This is a genomic window from Dethiosulfovibrio peptidovorans DSM 11002 (assembly GCF_000172975.1).
GTDB classification, from domain to species: Bacteria; Synergistota; Synergistia; order Synergistales; family Dethiosulfovibrionaceae; genus Dethiosulfovibrio; species Dethiosulfovibrio peptidovorans.
Map to the genome: position 1 here is coordinate 1,988,474 of NZ_ABTR02000001.1, position 18,721 is coordinate 2,007,194.

Consider the following 18,721-nt stretch of genomic DNA (forward strand, 5'->3'; position numbering starts at 1 on the left):
TCGGATATCCGGTTTTACCATCTAAAGCGGGGAGAGCATATGCTCTCCCCGCTTTTTGATAAACTTACCTTTTGAGGGGGTGAGATTGTGGGCGACGACGTGGATAGAATAAAATCCAGACTAGATGTCGTGGATATCGTCGGAGATTACGTAAAACTGACCAGGAGCGGGAGAAACTACAAAGGTCTATGCCCTTTTCACGAAGAGAAAACTCCTTCCTTTTACGTATCCCAGGAGAGGCAGTCCTGGCATTGTTTCGGATGCGGGAAGGGCGGGGATATCTTCAGCTTTGTAATGGAAAAAGAGGGGCTTTCATTTCCTGAGGCTCTCTCCCTTCTGGCTCGCCGAGCAGGTATAGAGATCGAGTCATATCGACGAAGCGACGGATCCGGTAAAAAAACTCTTTTCGACATAATGGAGGAAGCTTGTTCCCTTTTTAGAACATGTATGAATGGGGATCAGGGGAGTGTTCCTCGAGGATATCTGGACCGTAGGATGATCCCTCCCCAGGTCCGGTCGTCGTTCGAATTGGGGTGGTCTCCCCCCTCTTGGTCTTTTATGGTCCAATATATCAAGAAAAAAGGGATATCCTTAAAAGACGCGGAGAGGTGTGGGCTTGTCCTCAGAGGAAACCGAGGTCCTTACGATAGATTCCGAGGCAGGGTTATCTTCCCGATCAGGGATATCACCGGTCGTTTAGTGGCTTTTGGTGGACGTATCGTCGACGGTGACGGAGCGAAGTATCTCAACAGCCCTGAGACCGAGATCTACAGCAAAAGGAGAACCCTTTATCTGATAGACAAAGCTAAGGGGGCTATAAGAAACGGCGGACACTCGATAATAGTCGAGGGATATATGGATGCCTTGCGACTTCATATGGAGGGCTATCCTCAGACGGTAGCGACCTTAGGTACTGCTTTGACGGAGGACCAGGCGACCATATTAAAACGATTGGCTGATGAGGTCTTCATCTGTTACGATGCAGATCAGGCGGGACAGACTGCGGCGATAAGGGGGATGTACGTCCTTCAGCAAGCAGGATTATCTGTAAAGGTCGTCGCTCTTCCCGAGGGGAAGGATCCGGACGATCTCTTGAGGTCCGACGGTGGAAAGGCCCGTTTCAATGATTGTCTGAAAGAGGCCTTGCCGCTGGTAGAACATCATATAAAATTGCTCTCTCCTGCCATCAAGGACGACAGGACCAGAAAGTCGGCGATTCACGATCTTTTAGAGGGCCTTTCAAACATAGACGTGACCGATGTATCTCCCTATCTTCCCTCTTTGGCCGCTTTGTTAGGTATAAGAGATTTCGAGGTTCTGGACGCATTGGAGAGAGTCCGCTCCAAGCGCAGGAAGACCGATCGTTCTTTCGATACAGAAGAGATCCCTTCATCCCTTCCAGATGAAGGCCAGCAAAGCCAGGAAATGCCTCCTTTGCCGGAGATAGCTCTGATCTCCTTGCTCTGGAGCGAATGCGATCTTCGTAGAAAATGCGATACCCGAGAGGTTGTGGAACTTCTCTCCGATCCGAGACTTAAACTCATGGCCAGCTCCATAATGATGGGAGAATCCCCCTCATCTCTGGAAAAGCGATGGCTCGAGATGGGGGAGACCTTTCAGCTTCGCGTTTTAGCCAGAGGAGGAGCCTATCTGGACGAATTCACTCAAAATTCCGACTGGAAATGGCGACATTTTTGTCATCTTCTCTATCGCCAAAAGGGGCAGATGAGGTATAATGAACTTCGTGTAAAAATGCTCAAAGGGGAAGCTACGACCCGGGAAATAAGGGAGATGGAGGACCTTCGACAGAAACTGGTATCCCAGAAAGGTTCCTGATTGTGGAAGAGGACGGTGGTTGTGGTATGAAGCACATCGTTGACCAGCAGGAAGTAAGCGATGATCTAGATATAGGAGCGGATCATACCGAGATCGTTCTGGACCAGTACCTCGATAAGATAAAGGACATTCTTCTCGAGGGGCAGAGCAAGGGATTCGTTACCAAAGAGGACATCAAACGTCATATGACCCCTCAGACCCTGAACGAGGTGTTACTGGAGAAGATATACGATAATCTCCGAGCCTTGGGGATAGATATCCAAGGGATCGACGACGAGGATGAAAAAAAAGGCGACGATCCCTCTTCTCGCATTTCCGGAGAATCGGTCTCTTCCGACTCCGGAGGCGGTGGAGACCCTGTCAGGATGTACCTTCGGGAGATCGGTACCATTCCTCTGCTGAATCAACCTCAAGAGGTGGAACTGGCGAAGAGGGTAGAGATGGGGGACGACGAGGCCAAGTCTCAGCTGATAGAGGCCAACCTCCGTCTGGTAGTCAGCATTGCCAAGAAGTATATGGGACGTGGGATGCTCTTTCTGGATCTGATACAGGAAGGTAATCTGGGGCTCATCAGGGCCGTCGAGAAGTTCGATTACTCTAGAGGCTATAAATTCAGTACCTATGCCACCTGGTGGATCCGACAGGCCATCACCAGGGCAATAGCGGACCAGGCCAGGACCATAAGGATACCGGTCCATATGGTGGAGACTATCAACAAGGTGATGAGAGCCTCCCGCAATCTTGTTCAGAGCTTGGGAAGAGAGCCCACCGACGAGGAAATAGCCGCGGAGATGGGCATAGAGCCAGCCAAGGTAGTCCAGATAAGGAAGGTAGCTCAGGAGCCCATATCCTTGGAATCCCCGGTAGGGGAGGAAGACGATAGCGAACTGGGAGACTTCATAGAGGATAAGGACATGATAAGTCCCGACGACTCCACCTCGATGGAGTTCCTGAGGGATCAGTTGGACGATGTCCTTGAGGGGCTTACCGACAGGGAGAAGCAGGTTCTCCGACTTCGATTCGGTTTTGACGACGGTCAATGCTACACTCTGGAGGATGTCGGTCGTCGATTCGGAGTCACCAGAGAGAGGATCCGTCAGATAGAAGCAAAGGCTTTGAGAAAACTTCGTCATCCCAGTCGGAGCGTTACTTTGAGAGACTACATGTCTTGATTCTTTAGGGGGCCATGGCTATCAGATTGGATAAATTTTTAAAACTTGCCAGATTGGTTAAGAGAAGGACTGTAGCCCAGGAGATGGTGGAAGCTGGCGCAGTGAGGATAGACGGTAGAAAGGTTAAGCCATCGTCGGACGTGAAGGTCGGTTCCACCCTTGAGGTGGCCTTTCCTCGCAGGCTTCTGGTAGTGGAAGTCTTAGTGGACGAGGAGGCTGTCTTGAAGAGACGGGGCTGCGAGCCTTACAGGTTGATAGAGGACAAAAGGGTGAATCCAGAGACTAAGCTTTGGGATCGATAGCTCTTTACTTGCAGGATTGGGAGGTAGTTGCATGAGTACCATAGTTGGAATACACGGCAGAGAAATTCTCGATTCGAGGGGAAACCCTACGATAGAGGTGGAGGTTGCGCTGGAATGTGGCGTGATAGGCAGGGCTGCCGTTCCCTCGGGAGCTTCTACTGGAACCTTCGAGGCGGTGGAATTGAGAGACGGAGGCAGTCGCTACATGGGGAAGGGGGTCCTTAAGGCGGTCGAGAACGTCAACGAGAGGATCGCTTCGGAGATCGTCGGAATGGACGTCTCGGAACAGTCCTATATAGACGGGGCAATGATCGATCTGGATGGGACTCCCAACAAGGGCGATCTCGGAGCCAACGCTATCCTGGGAGTGTCTCTGGCGGTAGCTAGAGCCGCTTCCGATTACTACGACATGCCTCTTTGGGGCTATATCGGTGGGTTAGGCCCTTTCACCCTCCCTACCCCCATGATGAACGTCATAAACGGAGGTGCACACGCAGACAACAACCTGGACATTCAGGAATTCATGGTGATGCCTTACGGCGCATCGAGTTTTTCCGAGGCTCTCAGGATGAACGTAGAGATATACCACACCTTGAAGAAGATGCTCAAGGAAAAGGGCTACTCCACGTCACTGGGAGACGAGGGAGGCTTTGCTCCTAACCTGGGGAGCAACAGAGAAGGGTTCGATATACTGGTCGATGCGATAGGGAAGGCCGGATATACTCCCGGCGACCAGGTAGGTATAGCTGTAGACGTAGCCGCCTCCGAGCTGTTCTCCGGCGGAGTATACTCGTTTAAGGGAGAGGGGAAGTCCTTTTCCGCCGAGGATCTCAACGGTTACTATGAAGGTCTGTGCAAGGATTACCCTATAGTCTCCATAGAGGACGGAATGGCAGAGGAAGACTGGGAGGGCTTTGCCCTGATGACCGAAACCTTGGGTGACAAGATCCAGATAGTGGGAGACGATCTTTTCGTCACCAATCGAGATCGCCTGAGCAAAGGCATAGAGATGAACTCCGCAAATTCCATATTGATAAAACTCAACCAGATAGGTACTCTGACCGAGACTCTTGAGGTCATAAGGACGGCTAAGAACGCCGGTTTCTCCACCGTTATATCTCATCGTTCAGGTGAAACCTCGGACACGTTTATCTCCGACTTATCCGTTGCTGTGTCGGCGGGGCAGATAAAAACAGGCGCTCCTGCCAGAACCGACCGAGTCGCCAAGTACAATCAGCTTCTTCGTATAGAGGAAGCTATAGGCTGTTGCACCTCTTATGCCGGGCTCTCTTCGATAAAAGGGCTTAAGGTTCGTAGGTGAAGGTTGCATCCTCGATGGCGGATGAGGGATGCGGATGAAGGTCGCGGAACCTACGGTAGAGCGGTTGGTCCAGTATCGTAGACTTCTGGATCGTATGGACAGAGACAAGGTACAGGTAATCTCCTCCAAGGAAATAGGGGATATGCTGGGTTTTAAGGCCAGCCAGGTGAGAAAGGACCTCTCCTACTTCGGAGAAATAGGAAAACGAGGCGTCGGGTATAACGTCGATCGACTTTTGAAACACGTATCCGATATACTATCTCCTCCTAGAAAATGGAATGTAGGCCTGGTCGGAGTGGGAAGGCTTGGAGAGGCCCTGTTGGACCATAAGGCCTTTTTATCGGATAAATATGAGATCATAGCGCTTTTCGACGTCTCGGATGAAAAGGTAGGAGAGACTTTTTTCGGACGGCCATGTTTCCACGTCGACGATATGCCTGGAAAACTGGAAGAGATGGATATAGAGATACTCATACTGACGGTTCCTAAGGATGCCGCGCAAAGATGCGTGGATGCCGGTACGGAGAAAGGGCAGATAAAAGGAGTCCTGAACTTCTCCCCTTCTTCCGTCGTCGCTCCTCCAGGTATCATAGTGTACTCCGTCGATATTTCGGTAGAGCTGGAGAAACTGCTCTTTTATCTAAAGCACGAGGGAACCGAAAGTATATAAACTTCCCGGTCCATGGTAGAATAGTTATTCCTGGTCGTGGACAAGGGATATAAGATATAGGAGGCGGTATCGTTGAATCAAACTGGACAGGCGGGCGCGATGCAGATGTTTTTTCCTCTGGTGATATTCGTCGTCATCTTCTACTTCTTCATCATAAGACCACAGAAGAAGCGTCAGAAGAAGCACGATGAACTTTTAGGGTCTCTAACCAGAGGGGACCGAGTAGTGACAGCCGGTGGATTCATCGGCATCGTGAGAGAAGTAAAGGACGATAGCCTGATCCTCGAGATAGCCGACGGCGTCAAGGTCAGAGTCCTTAAGGGGTCTGTTTCCAGCAAAATGGTTACTGAAACCCCTGATGCCAAGAAGTCGGTAAAGGACGAGACCACGTCCGAGCCCAAGAACGATAACACGGAGGATAAGGGCGAGAACTCAGACGAGGCGAAGTAGAGACCTTCGGTTTCGACCGGAGTGGGTGTCCTTTACGCATCCACTCCTTTTTCGTTTTTTTATTTTTTTATTTTTTTGAGGAGGTAGTGACGTTCTATGCTGAGAAAAGATCGTTGGCGGCTCACGTTGGTAGCCGTCGTCGTTATCGCCGCCTTGGTGTCGGTTTTCCCAATAAAAGGGCGGATTCATCTCGGGCTCGACCTCAAGGGAGGAGCGCATATAGTTCTCCAGGCAAAGGGTACCGACGAGAATCCCTTGACCGGCGACAGCGTCGAAAGACTCCTTGCAGTCCTTAGAAACAGGGTCGACCAATATGGCGTATCCGAGCCTCTCATACAAAGGGAGGGGCAGGACAGGGTGATAGTGGACCTTCCCGGTGTGGAAAACCCTGAACAGGCTCTTGAACTGATAGGCAAAACCGCCCTTTTGGAGTTCAGACAGGTACTTCAGGCTACCTCTGCTCTACCTCCTAAAGCTCAGAGGGAGAACTACGATTCCGATGAGGAATACCAGGCCGCCGTTTCAAGATGGAACGAGGTAAAGGCCGACAGGGACGAACTTGAAAGCCGTTTGCGGTCGGAGGCTTCCTCCGAGTCCGGTGCGGTAGTGGGAAGCGATGAGGCCGGACGTATATACCTTCTCGGACCGGTGTATGTCGGAGGAAAAGACCTCAAGGACGCCAAGGCGACCTACGATAACCTGGGAAGGCCTGTCGTAAGCCTGGAGTTCAACGACGATGGCGCAAAGCTCTTTGACTCGGCCACAGCCGAGAACGTCGGCAATCAGATAGCGATAGTGCTCGACGGAACTGTGGTGTCCGCCCCGGTTGTTCAGGAGCGGATCAGCGGAGGTGCAGCCCAGATCTCCGGTCGTTTCACGCCGGAAGAAGCTCGCAACCTAGCTATTATGCTTCGTGCCGGAGCCTTGCCTGTTCCTGTCGATGTGCTTGAGAACCGTTCGGTAGGGCCTACTCTGGGAGCGGACTCTATCAATTCGGGGCTTAAGGCGGGGCTTATAGGGTGTGCCCTGGTCATCCTGTTTATGTTGCTCTACTACAGGATCTTGGGAATCGCCGCCGATATAGCCCTGTCGGTAACGATCTTGATCCTCTTCGCTTTGCTGATAAGCTTCAAGGCCACTCTGACCCTTCCCGGAATCGCCGGTATCATCCTTACCATAGGAATGGCCGTCGACGGCAACATATTGATATTCGAACGTATCAAAGAGGAATACAGGGACGGCAAGACTCCTTTCGCTTCGCTGGATTCGGGGTTCAAGAAAGCTTTCAAGACGATTCTCGATGCCAACGTGACTACGTTGATAGCGGCAGCGGTCCTCTACTATTTCGGAAGTGGACCTATCAGGGGATTCGCCCTTACTCTGGCTTTCGGAATAGTGGCTAGTGTCTTCAGCGCAGTGTTGGTGACCCGTGTCCTCCTCCAGGTCATGGTCAGCCATAACAGCATACCTTCTCTGGCTCGTAGGAAGTAACGGGAGGCCGGTCGACATGAATAAAACAGCGGAATATCGTTTTGATTTTATGGCTTTTCGTAAAAAAGCCATGGTTTTGAGCATGGTTTTACTGTTGGTGAGCTTGGGGTCTTTGTTTTCCAGAGGACTCAACCTAGGGATAGACTTCACCGGCGGCAATTTGGTCCAGTTGGAGTTCGGCTCTCCCGTAGAGGTTGGAGAGGTTCGAGATGTGTTGGCCGGGGTCGGTCAGGACAAGGCTGTTATACAGGCCTATAGCGATAAAGGGGTCATCATAAGGATGAAGGCCGACGAAGAGGATGCTCGACGAGATGTACTCAATGCTCTCAAGGCTAAATACGACTCGGTTCAAGTTCTACGATTCGAGAAGGTCGGACCGGTGGTAGGAGATCAGCTTCGTAAAGAGGCTTTCATAGCTCTCGGGCTCGCTCTGGTGGGGATCTTGATCTACATCACAGTTCGGTTTCAGTTTCGTTTTGCCGTGGTCAGTGTGCTGGCCCTGCTGCACGACTCGATAATAACCCTGGGTATCTTCAGCATCATGGGAAGGGAGATATCGGTCACCTTTATAGCGGCGATTCTGACCATCGTGGGCTATTCCCTGAACGATACTATCGTGGTTCTCGACAGGGTGAGGGAGAACTGGAAACACCTAAGAGGTTGGGGAATCGACGGTCTTTTCAACGTATCGGTAAACCAGACTTTGTCCAGGACGATAAATACCTCGCTTACCACGTTTCTTCCCGTTTTAGCCTTCTATATATGGGGAGGCCCGGTCCTGTCGAACTTTTCATTTGCCCTCATGGTGGGGATTGTGGTGGGGACCTACAGTTCCATTTACGTGGCCAGCTCGATACTGGACGAGTGGTTCACCAAATCTCCGGTCAAACATTAGTTCGGACAGTTTTTCAGAGAGGAGGAAGCCTGGTGCTCCTCCTCTCTTTTTATTACAATGTCCGTCGGAGAGTTTTCGATGACCTTTCCCCGAAGGAGTTGTTTCGATAAGTGTTGCCTACCTGTACATTCGACGACATTAGACTTATATCCATCGACGACGAGATATTGAAGATAGCCGAAAAGATGAACTGCTCGGATGTCGTAGCAGCTGTCTTGAGTTCCAGAGAAAAAGATGGCCTGATAAATATAGAGAACTTCCGTGTCGGAGGTATCGATGAATCTTTATCCTCTCTGGAGCTCGGTCCCGGAGTTTCAGAGGCTGTGGATACATGGAAAAGATCTGTCTCCGGTAGTTCCGTTCTGGTATACGGCGATTACGATGTAGACGGGATAGCCTCCACCGCCTTAGCGGTGGAATTGGCAGGAGTTTCCGGTGCCTCTTCGGTTCATTACTATCTTCCTCACAGACAGAAAGAAGGATACGGAGTACATCTTCCCCTGATCAGAAGGGCTTTGGCTCAAGGGGTCCAGACCTTGATAATCACCGATTGTGGTTCCAAAGACGTGGAGCCCTTGAGGGAGGCGGTCGATGGCGGTATGGCCGTCATCGTCTTCGATCATCACTCGGTGGACGGAGATACGATCGACTTACCCGCCCTCGTCAATCCCCAAAGGGGCGGTTCTCAGGAGGCCAGAAATCTCTGTGCTACATCCGTTCTCTGGTGTTGGGCCGCTGTCTCGTCCATCGTTTCCAGAAGATGGCTGGAGGAGAGATTGGACCTTGTGGCCTTGGCTACCGTGGCCGATTGCGTGCCTATGGGCAAGCTCAACAGAGTCTTGGTCGACAGGGGACTTGAGATGCTCCGAAACACGAGACGATCGGGGATCAAGGAGCTTTATGCTCGCCTGGGAGTTTCGACCGCCGTATTGGACGAAGAGACCTTGGCGATGAAGGTTATTCCCTGTCTCAACGCCGCGGGGCGAATGGACGTGGCCGATCTGGCCCTTTCTATCGTTCTCGGAACGGGAAACGTGGCAGGTGATGTTGATAGGCTGGATGCTTTGAATCGCAGGAGAAAAGACCTTTCCGCCGATATCTCGTCGGCGATCGCCGAAAAAATAAAGAGAGATATGGAGCACGTTCTCTATGATGATAGATGGCCGGTAGGGGTGTTGAGCGCCATAGCAAGTCGTCTCTGTCATTCCTACGATAAGGGGTTTGCTCTGGCGGCACCTTCGGGAAGCGGAATAAAGGGGACCTTGAGGGTTCCGGAGGGAGCCAACGCCGTCGGGATATTGTCAGAACTGGACGATATGCTCACCGCATGGGGCGGCCACCCATATGCAGCGGGTTTTTCCGTCGATCCCTCCAGATGGGGAAAGCTATCCTCTAGACTTTCGGAAAAACTCAGATCCATAGTCCCTGAACGGACCGTAGAGACCGTCATAGAATATGATCTTTCCCGTTTCGATATGGCATTGTGGAGGGACCTACGTACCATAGGACCTTTCGGGCAGTTAAACCCGTTCCCATGTTTTTTTATCCCTAGGCGGGGAGGGGAAAGACTTTTGCCTCTCGGAAAAGGGGAAATCCACTGTAAAATCGACGTGGGGTCAGGTTTTCTAATAGCTTTCAACGGAGCCGAACAACATCGAGAGATGGATAATATCGCTGGATGGCTATACAGACCTCGACTCAATCAATGGAAGGGCAGAATAAATTTGCAGTTCTTGGTGGAGAAGATAGTCCTATCCTGCTAAACTTGACGGTTACTCCGGAGGTGAGAACCTTGACGAACGAAACCGATAAATCGCCCAGCAAGAGGGAGCTTATATCCCTTAGAGATAGTTTTATGGGGCGGATTCCCATGTCTCAAAGATCTGTAACTGTAAAGTTTGCCTGGCAGGAGTTGTGGTCGAAGGTCTCCCATTATCTTTCCAAGGAAGAGCTTATGGAGCTCGGCGAGGCCTTGATATTCGCTGCCGAGGCTCACGGTGAGCAAAAGAGAGGGACCGGCGAACCCTATATAATTCATTGTGTCTATGTCGCATCGATACTTGCCGATATGAAGATGGACGTCAAAACCATGGAGGCCGCCTTGTTGCACGACTGTATAGAGGATACCGTCGTCACCAAAGAAGCCCTGGCAGAACGGTTTGGCGAAGAGGTTGGAGTACTGGTCGACGGGGTAACCAAGCTGGGAAAACTTCCTTTCAAGTCTTTCGAGGACTACCAGGCAGAGAACCTCCGAAAGATGTTTCTGGTCATGGCCAAGGATATCAGGGTAGTTCTTATAAAACTGGCGGACAGGACCCATAACATGAGAACCCTAGGGGCCCTTCGGAAGGACAAGCAGCAGAGGATAGCCAAAGAGACCCTTGAGATATACGCACCTTTGGCCCATAGACTGGGAATATATCAGGTCAAGAGGACTCTGGAGGACCTGGCTTTCAAGTATTACGATCCCAATATGTATTATGAGATAAAGAAGAAGGTCCAGAAAAGGCTACCCGAGAGGGAGGCTACAATAAAGAAGGCCATAGATGTGCTGGAGGAAAAGCTCAACTCTCAGGGAATAGATGCCCTGATAAAAGGACGAGCAAAACATTTCTATAGTATTCTCGAGAAAATGAACCGAAAGGGGCTTTCCGTCGACCAACTTTACGATCTTTTGGCGATGAGGATCATAGTCGACGATATCACGACCTGTTACACGGTTCTCGGGATAGTCCACACCATATGGAAGCCCATACCGGGGCAGTTCGACGACTATATAGCCAACCCCAAGAACAACATGTATCAATCGCTTCACACTACGGTGGTAGGTCCTTCCGGCGAGCCTTTAGAGGTTCAGATAAGGACCTGGGAGATGCACTGGCTGGCTGAGTACGGCGTAGCTGCCCACTGGCGCTACAAAGAAGGTGCCGACAAGATGGACGACCTGGATGCCAAGCTGGAATGGATCAGGAAAGCCATAGAGGGCGGTCAGGAAACCCGTCCCGATGAATTTATGGAGAGGCTGAAGGACGATGTCCTTACCTCCGATGTCTTCGTCTTCACCCCTCAGGGAGACGTGAAATCGCTTCCTCGGGGGTCTACTCCGGTAGATTTTGCCTACGCCGTACATACCCAGGTTGGAAATCAATACGTAGGAGCGATGGTAAACAACCGGATAGTTCCCACCGATTATGAACTTCAAAACGGTGATATCGTAAAGGTTCTTACCTCCTCCCAGGGGAAACCCTCCCGGGATTGGCTCAAGGTAGCGAAGAGCAGTAAGGCTAAATCCAAGATCCGGACCTATTTTAAACATCTGGATTCGATAGCCAAAGCGGAGTCCCTACAGCGTGGCAGAGACCTGGTTGATAGAGAGTTGAAAAAACGCCTGTCCAGCAGTGAGGAGAGCTCCCATTCGCCGGAAGAGATCACCGCTGCTTTGAACAGGGTCGCCAGAGATATGGGTTACAATAACGGCGACGATGTTTTCTTCGCGGTGGGATCCAACAACCAGTCCGCAGGTCCGATCGCTGCTAGAATTTGTTCGATCTTATCCAGCCACGATGGTAAATCCGACCTGAGAGGCGATGGCAAAGGCGGTTTCGATAAAAAAGACAGCAACGCAGATATAGTCGTGGAGGGAGCCGATGGCGTATTGGTGTCTCTCGCTAATTGTTGTAGACCGGTGCCGGGAGACTCCATAGTTGGATTTGCGACCAGAGTTCGAGGGATAACCGTACATAAGGAAAACTGTCCCAACGTTTCGTCCGTCTCTTCCGATAGGTTGATCAGCGTCGCATGGGGAAATACCTTTAAAAAGAGATACGATGCCAGGATTTTGGTAGAAGGACTCGACCGTCCCGGACTTTTTTCAGACGTAGCTCAGGCGGTCACCAAGGCCGAGTCCAGTTTGTTATCCGTGAAAGCCAACCAGATAGGCGGAGGGCAGGCCAGAATGAAACTGGAGGTAACGGTCAGGAACCTGGAGCATCTTTACGCCGTTATAGCCAGGATAAATACCGTTAAAAATGTCATAGACGTGTCCAGGGGGTAATCTTCAATGAGAGCAGTTATCCAGAGAGTATCCCGAGCTGCCGTATCGGTCGACGGAGTCGAGACCGGGAGTATCGACAGGGGATTTTGTGTTTTTCTTGCCGTAGGTCAAGGAGATGGGCAGAGACAGGTCCGTTGGTTATCGGATAAAATAGCCGGATTGAGAGTCTTCGAGGACGACTCTGGAAAAATGAACCTCTCCCTGAGCGAGGTGGGGGGAGAGGTTCTGCTGGTGTCCCAGTTCACCCTTTATGGAGACTGTCGTAAAGGACGTCGTCCCTCCTTCGTTAAATCGGCTCCTCCCGATATGGCGAAAAGTCTCTACGATGCGTTTGTCGAAGCTTTGAAGGAGAAAGGCCTGGTTGTGGAGACCGGAGTCTTTCAGGCCCACATGGTCGTTGATATCGTCAACGATGGGCCCGTTACTCTAATAGTGGATACTCCGGAGGATATGTGATATGAAATGGAAGCGTTTTCCCTTGGGATCTCTTTGGACGAACGGTTATCTTCTCTGGGATGATGATGGAGTTGGCTTCTTCGTCGATCCCGGAGGTGACCCGACGGATGTGTTTGAATGGGTGGAGGATCATGGAATAGACGTCAAGGCTATACTGTTGACTCATGGACACGGAGATCATATAGCCGGTGCCGCTGCGATGTCAGAACGGTTTGGTTCTGACGTATGGATTCACAGAGAGGACGAAGAAATGCTCTGCGATAGGGACAAAAACCTCTCTTCCAATCTGGGAACCGAGTGCCCTGCGGTCGTTGCCACGGGATATCTTGAGGAGGGGGGTCCCCTTTCCGTAGGACGGATGGATCTTCAGGTGATCCACACTCCCGGACATACCAGAGGGAGCTGCTGCGTTGTCGTTCGAGACGGCGAGAACAAACTCCTCTTGGCGGGAGACACCCTTTTCGCCAGGAGCATAGGAAGGACCGATCTTCCGGGTAGCGTGCCGGAACTGATGTCCGGATCGCTGCAAAGGGTGGCATCGTTAGACGAAGATATGCTCGTGCTTCCCGGCCACGGTCCGGAAACTACCATAGGGACCGAGAGGCGGGAAAACCCGTTCCTGTCATGACAGAGGATCAGCTTCCGAGAGAAAGGCTTTTCAGAAACGGAGCAACGGCTCTGAACGACGTCGAGTTGCTCGCCATATTGTTGAGGACTGGCGGAGGCGGGGAAGATGTCCTCGGTCTTTCCGAGTCCATATTGGATGGATTTGGAGGCTTGGGAGGTCTTACCAGAGCATCGGTAAAAGAGTATCTTTCCTTTAAGGGCATAGGGGGTGCAAAAGCGGCCAGTCTTGCGGCCGCCGTCGAGATAGGTAGGAGATTAGCTATCTATAACGGCCGTGATCCGTCCAGACCTCTCTCCTGGAGGGACGAGCTGAAGGATATCCAGGTACGTCTTTCCGACGAGCCCAGAGAGTTTATCGTGGCTATCTTCCTCGGAGATAGAGAGCGTTTCCTATCCAAGGAGATGATCTCCTTTGGTGGTCCTGACGGAGCTAGTTTGGATATCAGGCATTTCATGAGGGTCGCAGTTCGTCTGGATGCCTACGGAGTGGTTCTGGTGCACAATCATCCCGACGGCTCTTTGGAAAGCAGCGCCGAAGACAGAACGCTTACCCGGATCGTTCGCGAAAGACTGGACGCCTTGGGTATTCGATTTCATGGTCACTATATAGTCTCCAGGCTGGGTATAGCTGCGGTGGAGTAATAGGGGCAAGGATAAAGAGGAGGAACTTAAAGGTGGGCTTCTTTTCTGGTTTTTTGGGCAACGATATAGGTATCGATCTTGGAACGTCCAACGTCGTAGTCTATCAGTGTGGTGAGGGGATCGTTCTGGACGAGCCTTCCGCCGTGGCGGTTAGAAAAAGAAAAAGGGGCGGGCAGGCCGAGGTAATAGCCTTTGGGCATGAGGCCAAGGCTATGGCCGGAAAGACCCCTGCGGGAGTGTCCACGATAAGGCCCTTGAAGGACGGGGTAATAGCCAACTTCGATATGACCGAGGCCATAATACGTCATTTTCTCCAGCTTACCGGAGGGGCAGGCATAAAATCCAGACCCAGAGTAGTCATATCCGTTCCGGCAAAGGTAACAGAGGTGGAGAAAAAGGCCGTCATAGACGCGACCTTGGGTGCAGGAGCCAGAGAGGCCTACGTCGTCGACGAGCCGATCGCGGCTGCTTTGGGGGCGGGGCTTCCCATACAGGAACCCATAGGAAGTATGATTCTAGACGTAGGAGGGGGGACCAGTGAGGTCGCTGTATTGTCCCTCGGAGGCATAGTGGTCAACAACTCCCTGAGGGTGGCCGGTGACGACATGGACGATGCCATAATAGCCATGTTGAGGCAGAAGCACGCCATTTTGATAGGAGAGACCACAGCGGAGTCGGTGAAGATGGAAATCGGATCAGCTCTACCTACGGGAGAAGAGGTAGAGATAGAGGTAAAGGGCAGGGATCTAGCGGACGGCTTGCCTAAAGTAGCGACGGTCTCATCTGCCGAGATAAGGGAAGCCCTTGATCCTTTAGTGTCCAGAGTGGAGGACATGGTCAAGGTAGCTCTTGAGCAGACCCCTCCGGAACTATCGAAGGACATAGTCGATCAGGGGATCGTCTTGACCGGCGGGGTATGTCAGCTTCGTGGTTTGGATCAGCGTCTCTCGAGGGCTTTGAACGCTCCGGTTATCCTATGTGATGACCCGTTGCATTCCGTAGCTCAGGGAGTCGGCAAGATCCTTGAGGATCTGAACGCTATGAAAAAAGTCTTGATGTCCGTGGAAAAGGGGAGCCGTTGATATAGATCTCGGAGGATGGCATGACGGAGAATCGTCAGGGATACGTAATATCTGGACTATGTGCCGTGGCTCTAGGCCTGGTGTTGACTCTCGGTACCGGTAGTCCATTTACCGAGAAGGCCATGGGGGTTTGGACCGATTGTCTCGTCTGGCTGGAGCAGCCAGCGACGCATCTTCGAGGGCTTTACAGGACGGGACGTAAATGGGTCTTAGAGAGGCGCTTTCTCATAGACAAAATGTCTAAAATGGAGGAGGAAAACGACGCTCTTTTTCTCTCTCTTCATCTCAAAGACGCTTTGGATTTGCGGGATACTCTTTTGAAATCAACCGTGAATGCAATGGTGGACCTAAGATTGCCTCTGAGCTGGTGGGAGGAGATAAGGATAAACCAAGGCGGCATGGATGGTATCTCCCCTGGAGATCCGGTTTTACAAAAAGGTTTTTTAATAGGCCGGGTGAACCGTGTGGACGGAAGCAAATCGTGGATTACCCTTTTGGCCTCCACGGAAGAGATGATACCGGTGGTGGTAAGGGAGACTAGAGATGTCGGCGTGGTAGTCGGAGACGGCATGGGAGGAATATGGCTTTGCTATATACCGTTGGATTCCGAGATCAAAGCGGGAATGAACCTGGACACGGCATTGATCAGCGAGATAATCCCTCCGGGGATTCCAGTCGGAACTGTGACGGACGATATAAGGGAAAACGAACAGGGATATCGTGAATATCGGATTTCCTCCGGGGCCGACCTATCCAGACTTTACGACGTGAAGGTCTTTCGTAGAGGGGACATGTTGCCATGACGGTAGCCTTGATCTTTGCCTGGTGTCTGCAGGACTTTCTTCAGGCATTGTTTTTGGGGTGGACCAACTCTCCCGATATCTTCCTTATGACCTTGCTGACCGTGGGATTGATCGATGAAACGGCGGAGCACAGCTACATATGGATAGCTTTCATAGGAGGATTGCTCATAGATCTTCGATGGACCGGGGTGCCTGGAATGCACGGTGCCCTGTTTGGCGCCGCCTACATGATTTCAAGCCTTTTTTGGTCCTTTGTTCCTAAGGAAGGCAGGATCCCTTATCTTTTCCTCTCTTTCATTGCTGTGAATTCGAGTTTAGTCGCCTTATTTAGATGGGTGCTATCGAAGGCTGGTTTGCCTATAGGGACGGCCTCCCTTGGAGCCTGGGTGTTGCTTACCGTACCTTTCATTCTGATATCATGGCTCTATTACTGCTGGTTTTACAGGAGAGAAAATGTTTAACGATAAGGTTTTGCTTAATTCTAGACTTCGTCTGATAAGGATAGCACTGATGCTCTCTATGTTGATCCTGTTCAGCGGTTTGTTGTATTACCAGGTTTTTCGATCCGACAAGTACGTCAAATTAGCGACGTCCAATAAATTAAGGGTGGTCAGGCTTCCCGCAAGAAGAGGAAGAATTCTCGATTCCAACGGAGTGCTCCTGGCGAACAACGTTCTGACGTTCGACATAGTGGGGTATCCGTTAGACCTTAGAAAAGAGGGGATACTGTCCGGTTTCGCCGATCTGTTGACCCGACATGGAATCCCCCTTTCCGAGGAAATCCTGGAGAAGAGGATAAAGAAACAGTACATCGTACCATATCGTTCCGTAGTTTTGCTCCGTAACTTGACCTTACCGCAGGTAACGGATCTGGTCGGGGATCCCGAGTTTCCTCCACAGCTTTTTCACCTTCCCGTCTGGAGAAGGACCTACCCGATAGGGTCTCTCGTCTGTCATGTCTTGGGCTACGTTGGGGAGATTTCGGAGCAGGAGCTCAAGGAATTGGGACAGGACGGCGAGACCTCTCGTTTTGTCGGTGGTGACGTGATAGGCAAGGGAGGAGTCGAGCACTTTTACGAGGACCGTCTACAGGGCTACCCGGGACACAAAGTCCTGGAGGTCGATGCGAGAGGGCGGTTCGTGAGGGTCCTGTCCGGCAGAAAGCCCGTTCCGGGAGAAGATCTGTCTTTAACCCTCGATCTGGGGGCGCAGAAGTTCGCTGCCGATCTCCTGGGGGAGAGTCGAGGTGCCGTCATAGCTATGGACTTGAAGACTGGGGGGGTGAAGGTGCTTTACTCCAACCCTACCTTTGACCTAAATCCTCTCGCCTGGGGCGTTTCCTCCAAGGAATGGAAAGATCTCGTCTCCGACCCCCATCGGCCCATGATGAACAGAGCGATAAGCGGAACCTACTCTCCCGGATCGGTTTATAAGCCTGTCGTTGCCTATGCGGCACTAGCAGATGGTGTCGTAACGGAGAAGACGACTTTCTTCTGCTCCGGAAAGTTCGAGCTTGGGAATCAAATATTTCGTTGTCATAGACGTTGGGGGCACGGAAACGAGGACCTTGTCGGAGCCCTGAGAGATTCCTGCGATGTCTATTTTTACGAGGTCGGACAGAGAGTCGGAATAGATTCGTTGGTCCGATGGGGCAAGGTATTTGGGGTAGGATTAAAGACTGGGATCGATCTTCCCGGTGAATCCGAGGGGAATATCGCTGGTCGAGAGTGGAAAGAAAGACGTTTCGGAGATAGGTGGTACAAAGGTGATACTGTTAACTACTCGATAGGTCAGGGATTTCTTCTTATGACACCTATACAGATATTGAGACAGTTCGGAGCTGTTGCAACGGGGAAATTGCTGCGACCTCATTTATTCTGCGATGCGGCTTCTGCCCCGATTAATCTCGGCCTCTCGCCTAAATTTCTCAAAGTGGTTCAAAATGGAATGGCCGCTGTGGTCAAACCGAAAGGAACGGGACGGCGTGCCGGTATCTACGGAGTTTCTGTAGCCGGAAAGACCGGTACAGTCCAAAATTCCGGAGAGGATCATGCGGTGTTTGGAGGATACGCTCCGGTGGAAAATCCACGCTATGCTGCCGTAGCTTTTGTAGAGGAAGGATTGCATGGCAGCATCGCCGCAGCTCCCATAGTTGGTCAGCTTCTGGCGTATTTGGTCAAAAACGACGAAGGAGGTCCCGGCGGTGCTTCAGGAAAAGGCGAATGAGGATATGGTTATATTGAAAGGACAGGGCAGTCTACTGAGGTTGTTGCTGTCCGTAGATGGTCCTTTGGAGATCGTGTTATCTCAGGCTAGAAAAGCCCTGGAGAAGGCCTCTTCCATGATCGGCGATATAGGTATCGTCCTGGAGACCGATTCCAGACGTCTGGATGGGATATCGATCGTTCGGATTCTGGAGGATCTTATATGGCCGATGTCCTTAAATGTGAAATATTGGAAGAGCGAGGATAGAGAATCGCTCCTTCTTCTTCGGAGATCGGGTTTTTCCTTAGAAGACGATACTTCCTCCGGCGAAAATATCTGTACCGGTGAGCCTTTGGTGGTGGACCGTTCTCTGAGATCGGGACAGAAAGTGGTTCACGACGGAGACGTCCTTATATTGGGAAGCGTTCACGATGGTTCCGAGGTTTTGGCGTCAGGGAATATCTGTGTTTTCGGAAAGCTCCAGGGCCTTGCTCATGCCGGTTCCCAAGGGGATGATAGAAGGTTCATCGCCGTCGATTCTTTTATGGCACGTCAGGTAAGGATAGGCTGTAGGGTCAGCAACGAGATGGCCCAATCGGAACAACACTGGTGGGGAAGGCCTGTTATAATTTCCATTGAAAGAGGGTCTTTTTTGGTTACCGAGCGGAAATAGTTTGTTTTTTTATGTAGATTTTGCATAGATGGGGGTTTTTTA

Annotated in this window: 18 protein-coding genes; all 18 read left to right on the plus strand. The window is 51.3% G+C overall.

Annotated features, from left to right (window positions below):
* Positions 1-87 precede the first annotated feature (87 nt).
* The 18 genes from dnaG (at position 88) to minC (ending at position 18,679) form a co-directional block, all read left to right on the plus strand.
* On the plus strand, positions 88-1,836 hold the full coding sequence (gene dnaG / locus DPEP_RS09520) for a DNA primase (protein WP_005661625.1): 1,749 nt from the start codon (positions 88-90) through the stop codon (positions 1,834-1,836).
* Positions 1,837-1,862: 26 nt separating this feature from the next.
* Entirely contained in the window at positions 1,863-3,008 is a 1,146-nt protein-coding gene (gene rpoD / locus DPEP_RS09525) for an RNA polymerase sigma factor RpoD (protein WP_005661627.1), read from the plus strand.
* Between the two features lie 14 nt (positions 3,009-3,022).
* Positions 3,023-3,310, plus strand: coding sequence for a S4 domain-containing protein (locus DPEP_RS09530; RefSeq protein ID WP_005661628.1), 288 nt, complete (start codon positions 3,023-3,025; stop codon positions 3,308-3,310).
* A gap of 31 nt (positions 3,311-3,341) precedes the next feature.
* On the plus strand, positions 3,342-4,631 hold the full coding sequence (eno, locus tag DPEP_RS09535) for a phosphopyruvate hydratase (RefSeq protein WP_005661629.1): 1,290 nt from the start codon (positions 3,342-3,344) through the stop codon (positions 4,629-4,631).
* A gap of 34 nt (positions 4,632-4,665) precedes the next feature.
* Complete coding sequence (locus DPEP_RS09540) at positions 4,666-5,301, plus strand: redox-sensing transcriptional repressor Rex (RefSeq protein WP_005661630.1); 636 nt, start codon at positions 4,666-4,668, stop codon at positions 5,299-5,301.
* Positions 5,302-5,373: 72 nt separating this feature from the next.
* Positions 5,374-5,751 (plus strand): preprotein translocase subunit YajC, encoded by a 378-nt coding sequence (gene yajC, locus DPEP_RS09545; RefSeq protein ID WP_005661631.1) that lies wholly within the window; start codon positions 5,374-5,376, stop codon positions 5,749-5,751.
* Positions 5,752-5,847: 96 nt separating this feature from the next.
* Positions 5,848-7,242, plus strand: coding sequence for a protein translocase subunit SecD (secD, locus tag DPEP_RS09550; RefSeq protein ID WP_005661632.1), 1,395 nt, complete (start codon positions 5,848-5,850; stop codon positions 7,240-7,242).
* Positions 7,243-7,258: 16 nt separating this feature from the next.
* Entirely contained in the window at positions 7,259-8,137 is an 879-nt protein-coding gene (secF, locus tag DPEP_RS09555; protein WP_005661633.1) for a protein translocase subunit SecF, read from the plus strand.
* 113 nt (positions 8,138-8,250) lie between these two features.
* Complete coding sequence (locus DPEP_RS09560) at positions 8,251-9,900, plus strand: single-stranded-DNA-specific exonuclease RecJ (RefSeq protein ID WP_156775115.1); 1,650 nt, start codon at positions 8,251-8,253, stop codon at positions 9,898-9,900.
* Positions 9,901-9,929: 29 nt separating this feature from the next.
* Entirely contained in the window at positions 9,930-12,191 is a 2,262-nt protein-coding gene (locus DPEP_RS09565) for a RelA/SpoT family protein (protein WP_005661635.1), read from the plus strand.
* 6 nt (positions 12,192-12,197) lie between these two features.
* Positions 12,198-12,647 (plus strand): D-aminoacyl-tRNA deacylase, encoded by a 450-nt coding sequence (dtd, locus tag DPEP_RS09570; RefSeq protein ID WP_005661637.1) that lies wholly within the window; start codon positions 12,198-12,200, stop codon positions 12,645-12,647.
* A 1-nt stretch (position 12,648) separates the two neighbouring features.
* The gene (locus DPEP_RS09575; protein ID WP_005661638.1) at positions 12,649-13,275 is read left to right on the plus strand and encodes an MBL fold metallo-hydrolase; all 627 of its coding nucleotides are present in this window, start codon (positions 12,649-12,651) and stop codon (positions 13,273-13,275) included.
* On the plus strand, positions 13,272-13,916 hold the full coding sequence (locus DPEP_RS09580; protein ID WP_005661640.1) for a JAB domain-containing protein: 645 nt from the start codon (positions 13,272-13,274) through the stop codon (positions 13,914-13,916). Before DPEP_RS09575 ends, DPEP_RS09580 begins: the two co-directional genes overlap by 4 nt.
* A gap of 32 nt (positions 13,917-13,948) precedes the next feature.
* Positions 13,949-14,998: a rod shape-determining protein gene (gene mreB / locus DPEP_RS09585; RefSeq protein ID WP_005661642.1), complete on the plus strand. Its 1,050-nt coding sequence runs from the start codon at positions 13,949-13,951 to the stop codon at positions 14,996-14,998.
* Between the two features lie 20 nt (positions 14,999-15,018).
* Positions 15,019-15,801, plus strand: coding sequence for a rod shape-determining protein MreC (mreC, locus tag DPEP_RS09590; protein WP_005661645.1), 783 nt, complete (start codon positions 15,019-15,021; stop codon positions 15,799-15,801).
* Complete coding sequence (locus DPEP_RS12875) at positions 15,798-16,262, plus strand: hypothetical protein (protein WP_005661647.1); 465 nt, start codon at positions 15,798-15,800, stop codon at positions 16,260-16,262. The genes mreC and DPEP_RS12875 overlap by 4 nt, the downstream gene beginning before the upstream one ends.
* Positions 16,255-18,027 carry a penicillin-binding protein 2 gene (mrdA, locus tag DPEP_RS09600; protein ID WP_005661649.1) on the plus strand — a complete coding sequence of 591 codons (1,773 nt, stop codon included), beginning with the start codon at positions 16,255-16,257 and terminating at the stop codon, positions 18,025-18,027. Before DPEP_RS12875 ends, mrdA begins: the two co-directional genes overlap by 8 nt.
* Complete coding sequence (gene minC, locus DPEP_RS12880) at positions 18,005-18,679, plus strand: septum site-determining protein MinC (protein WP_005661651.1); 675 nt, start codon at positions 18,005-18,007, stop codon at positions 18,677-18,679. The genes mrdA and minC overlap by 23 nt, the downstream gene beginning before the upstream one ends.
* Positions 18,680-18,721 lie beyond the last annotated feature (42 nt).